Raw genomic sequence first — 4818 nt, 5'->3', positions numbered from 1 at the left:
GGGCGATCTGCTCGTGGGCGACGAGGTGCGCGCCCAGCAGGTTCAGGTCGCCCTTGGCCGCCAGGCGGATGATGCCGGGCTGGAAGCCGCTGGCGTCGATGCGGCCGGCCACGGTCAGGCTGCCGCCGTCCACCGTGATGCTGACTTGGCGCGCGCGCACCTCGTCGCCCACGAGCAGATCGCCCTGCTTGATCTGGAAACGGCGCGCGCCATGGACCTGGCCCGCGTTCAGGCGCGTGTTCAGTCCGGCGAAGTCGGCCAGCGTCTGCGCCCGCAGCGTGATCTCGGCGCCGTCATAGGGCACGCGCGTGCCGCCCGCGTCGTACAGGCCGGACGCGCCGCCCAGGATGGAACCGCGCAGGTCGATCCGGCCGGCGCCGGCGCCCAGCGCCGTCGCGGCCAGCGTGCCGCCGCGCTGCTTGCGCGCCGACAGGTCGATGACCGAGCCGGCCTCCTGGTCGATATTGCCCGCCGCGCTATCCAGCGTCAGGTCGCCGCCCCAGGTGTAGCGCGCCTGGTCGTAGAACAGCACTTCGCGGCCAGCCAGGTCCAGGCGCGATTGCGCGCCCAGGCGCAGGTCGCGCTCGGCCTTGATCTTCAGCTTGCCCGAGGCCAGCGCGATCGCGCCGTCCAGGTCCACCGAACCGCCCGCCAGCGTCAGCTGAGCGCCCAGCGCGCCGGCTTGCCCGGGCAGCGCCGCCGCGCCCTGCGGCCGACGCAGCGTCAGGCTGCCGCCCGCCGTGTAGGCCATGGACGAGCTGGCCTCGCCCGTCAGCAGCGGCGTCACGATGTTCAGGTCGCCGCCGCTGTAGGCATGACCCTTGCCCGCCTGGTACGCGCCCTGGCGGTGATAGGCCTTGAGCGTGCCCTGGCCATTGGCGGTCACGCGCTCGCTGGCCAGCAGGTCGACGCCGGCGAAGCCCAGCGCCAGGCGCTCGGCCGACAGCCAGTTCACGGGCTGGGTGTCCGGGCCATAGCCGAACACGATGCGCTCGGCGGCCAATTGCAGCCGGCCGTCGCCCAGCCGGTCCGCGATGGCCGCTCCCGGTATCGCCGGATCGTACTGGCCCGAGAGATGGGAGGGACGCGCGGACACGCCGGTCCACACCAGTTCGCGCGAGCGGATCGTCGCGGTGTCGGCGGCGCCGCCATAGCCGTAGATGGCCGGCGCGCCCAGCACCAGCCGGCCCACGCCCTTGCCCTGCGTGGCGTCCAGCGTCACCGAGCCAAACACGTTGACCGAATCGCGCGCGTTCAGGATCAGCGTTTCGACGGCGGGAATGCCGGGGCCGGCGTTGCCCTTGAGCAGATTGTCGAGCACGCGCTGGTTCAGCATCAGCCCGTTCGGCAAAGCGCCGGCGGCGGCCGCCCGCGCCAGCGCGGCCTCATCGCCCAGGTTCAGCGTGGACATCGCCAGCAGCAGGTTGCGCGCGCCATAGCGCGCATTGTCGGCCAGCGTGAAGGCGCGGTCGGTGGCGACCAGCAAGGTGCCTTCGGCGGCCAGCGTGGTGGCGGCGCCCGTGCAGGCGCCGGCGCAGGCCCCGATATTGATGTAGCCCGGCCCCTGCGCCATCTCCGGCGTGGCCGGCAGCAGGTTGATCGTGCCGTTGCTCAGGCCCAGCACGCCGGTCCGGCCGGCGGCGTACACCAAGCCCGTGCTGGAATCGTAGGCTGGCTTGCCACGGCCGATGGTCGAGATGGCGGCGCCCTCTTCCACCGTGATGCCGCCCCAGGTGGCGCCGCTGATCAGGAACACCTCTGCGGCGCTGAGCGCGGCCCCCGCGCGCACGGTCACGTTGTTGGTGCTGGACACGAAGGTCGCGTAGTTGTCGCCCGGCTTCAGATCCAGCCGGCCGCCGACCATCATGCGCACGGGATTGAAACGGTTCAACGCGGACGCCGACAGCGAAGCGCCCGTGTAGCCCGCCGTCCGGCCCGCGCCATCGGCCAGCAGTTCCACGTCGTTGGCCAGGACCTCCAGCGTACCGTCCACCCCGCCCTTGGCGGCCGCGAAACGCGCCACGCCGTCGAAGCCGAGCATGGGCTTGCCTTCCTGCGGCAAGACGCGCTCGTAGTTCAGGCGCAGGGTGCGCGCGTCGGCCGTGATCTGGCCGCGCAGGCCGCCCTTGCGCGCCGCGTCCGCCGCCACGAAGGCGTCATGGCTCATCTCGTTGTAGTTCGAATGCGAGCGCACCCGCTCCCCCGGCGTCAGCAGCAGCTGGCGCGGCAGCGCCGCGCGCAGTCCGGTGTTGGACACGCCCAGGTAGCCCGACGCCACCAGCGAGCCCTGCGGCGTCGGCGCCGCGCCGGGCAGCAAGGTCTCCGCGCCCAGCTCGACGCGGTAGGCGCCCGGCATCAGCGCATAGGCCGCCGGCATCAACGTGTAGACGCCGGCCTTCAATCCGCCCGCGTCCTGCGTCAACGTCAGCGTCTGGCCCACGACGGGTTCGCTGCCCGCCGTGTCGGGCGCGACCGGCGCGTAGCCGCCGGCATGGCCCGGCACGATGGCGTAGATCGCATTGCCGGCCGCGCTGTTGGTGAATGTCGGATTGGCGTTGACCAGCGGCGTGCGCAGGATGTCCACCGAACCGCCGCGCCCGGCCACGAAGGCGGCGCCGCGCAGCTCGCCGCCGCCGCTCAGGTCCAGCACCGCGCCCTGGTGGCCCGTCAGCGTATGGCCGGAGAACGCAATGCCGCCGGCGTTCTGCTCGCGCAGTTTCAGCGGCGCGCCGGCATAGGTGTACGTCAGGCCATCCGCCGTGCCGCCATAGGGCACCATGACGCCGGCGCCGCTGACCGAAGTCAGGCTGCCGGGCATCAGCTCGACCGAGCGCGCGCGCCAGCTGTCGCTGCCACGGGCATCCTGGCCCAGGCTGATCGAACCCATGGGCGCGCGCACGGTGCCCGCCTGGATCACCGTGTCCGCGCCCAGGCTCAGCGAGCCGAACACCGACAGCGGCGGCGCCACCGACTCCGTGCCAGGCTGGCGCAGGATTTCCAGGCGGCGGCCGGTTTCATAGCCGCCCCAGATGGTCGCGCTGGCGCCGGTGGCCGGATAGAGCTGCGCGCTGATGATGCGCAGGTCGCCGTTGGTGCCCAGCTCGGTGGTGGCGTCGCCGGACAGGCCACGGCCGGCCTGTCCGCCCAGCAGGCGCACGTCGCCACGGCTGTTGAGGCTGACCTGGTCGAAGCCGCGCCGATCCACTGTCACCGGCGCGCCGGCCAGCAACGGCACGGCGCCCCGCGCGCCGAAGCCGACCCGGTCGCGGATATCGATCAGGTCCGCGTCGGCGGTGAAGCTGCCCACGCCGGGCCGCGCGGACGCGCCGTCGCGCCACGTCACCGTCGGCGTGACGCCGTCGCCCCGGGCGCGCGCCGCGCCGGCCAGGCGCAGGTATGGCGCGGACAGGCTGACGGCCGTGCCGGCCGCCGCGCGGTCGGTCACGGCATAGCTGCCGGCATAGAAGCGCAGGCTTTGCGAGGCCGCCAGGGCCACGTCGCCGTCAAAGCTGAGTATGCCGTTGACCAGCAGCGACAGGTTGCCGAAGCCGCCGGCCTCGAACTGCCGCGCCGACAGGCGCGCCGCGCCATGATGCAGCGCCGGATCGAGCTGCCCCGGCTTGAGATCCGATGCCAGGCCGCTGGCCTGCGTGCCCTGCGACAGGATCAGTTCGCGCGGCCGGCGCACGCCGTCCTCGGCGTTGACCGACAGCGGGAACGTGGGCGTTTCCAGCGCCAGCGCCAGCGTGCCGCCGGCCGCGCCCGCGCCGCCCGCCCGGGCGCGCATGTCGCCGTCCAGGAACAGGCCATAGCTGGACTTCAGCACGATCTGGCCGCCGTCGCCGGCCAGGTCCAGCGTCCCCGGGCGGCTGCCGCGCGGCGCGTCGATGGCCAGGCGCGAGCCCGAGGCGTCCAGCACGGCGCCCGGGCGCACCACGATGGCGATATCACGGGCGCTATCGGCGATGCCGGTCGCGTCCCAGTCCAGCGCGCCGCCCAGCAGGATGCTGCCGCCCGCCTGCGCCTGGCCGTAGCGGCGACCGTCGATGTCCACGCCGCCGGCCGCGCGGCCGGCGACGTCCAGCGTCGCCGCGCCGCCGATCCAGATGGCGCGGTTGTGCTGCTTGGTGGCGGGGTTGTCGCGCACGTCGGAGGCCGGCGCGACGATATCCGCCTCGATGCGACCGCCGGGCGCGCGCAGCGTGCCGTCCACGGTGATGCGGCTGTTGCCGCCGCCCAGCAGGCGGATCGTGCGACCCGGATCGACCGACACCTGCGCGCCCGCGCCGATATCGATGTCCGCGCCATCCTCGATGCGCTGCGAGCGCAGCGTCAGGTCCGCGCCGGCGCGCTGCGTCAGCGCGCCCTTGAGCGGGTTCTCCTGGTACACCGGCGCCAGCAGCAGCGCCCGCGCCGGCCGCTGGCCCGTGGCCTCATTGCCCGGCTCGTATCGGTACACCGGCATCGCCACGTCCAGCGTCGCGCCCTCGGCCACGCGCAGGCCGCCACGGCCGTTGATGTCGTATTTCGCGAAGCCCGCGCGCAGCAGCGACGGATCCAGCAGCAAGGGCTGGGGCTGCGTCGCGCCGGTCAGGGTGTTGGCTTGCGTGTTGGCCAGCGCATCGACTCCGCCGATCACCACCTTCCCATCCGTCTCCAGCATCAGCGTGCCGCCGCCGGCCATGCCGTAGCCCCGCAGCTGCCCGGCCATCTTCAGCGCGCCGGTGGCGCCTTCCACTTCCGGCGCGCCCGCCCGCAGCGTGACGTCGCCGCCCTTGCCCGCGCGCGTCTCGCCCTTGTGCAGCACCGCGCCGCCCG

1 pseudogene is annotated in these 4818 nt (G+C 73.5%); it reads right to left on the bottom strand.

Annotation, left to right across the window (positions count from 1 at the left end):
- Nucleotides 1–4818, bottom strand: a pseudogene (locus tag KDH83_RS29505) (hypothetical protein); the annotation flags it as partial.

This window comes from Achromobacter sp. Marseille-Q0513, assembly GCF_018195695.1.
Lineage (GTDB): Bacteria > Pseudomonadota > Gammaproteobacteria > Burkholderiales > Burkholderiaceae_B > Achromobacter.
The sequence above is the reverse complement of the archived record's forward strand: the minus strand, read 5'-3'. Positions and strand labels throughout refer to the sequence as shown.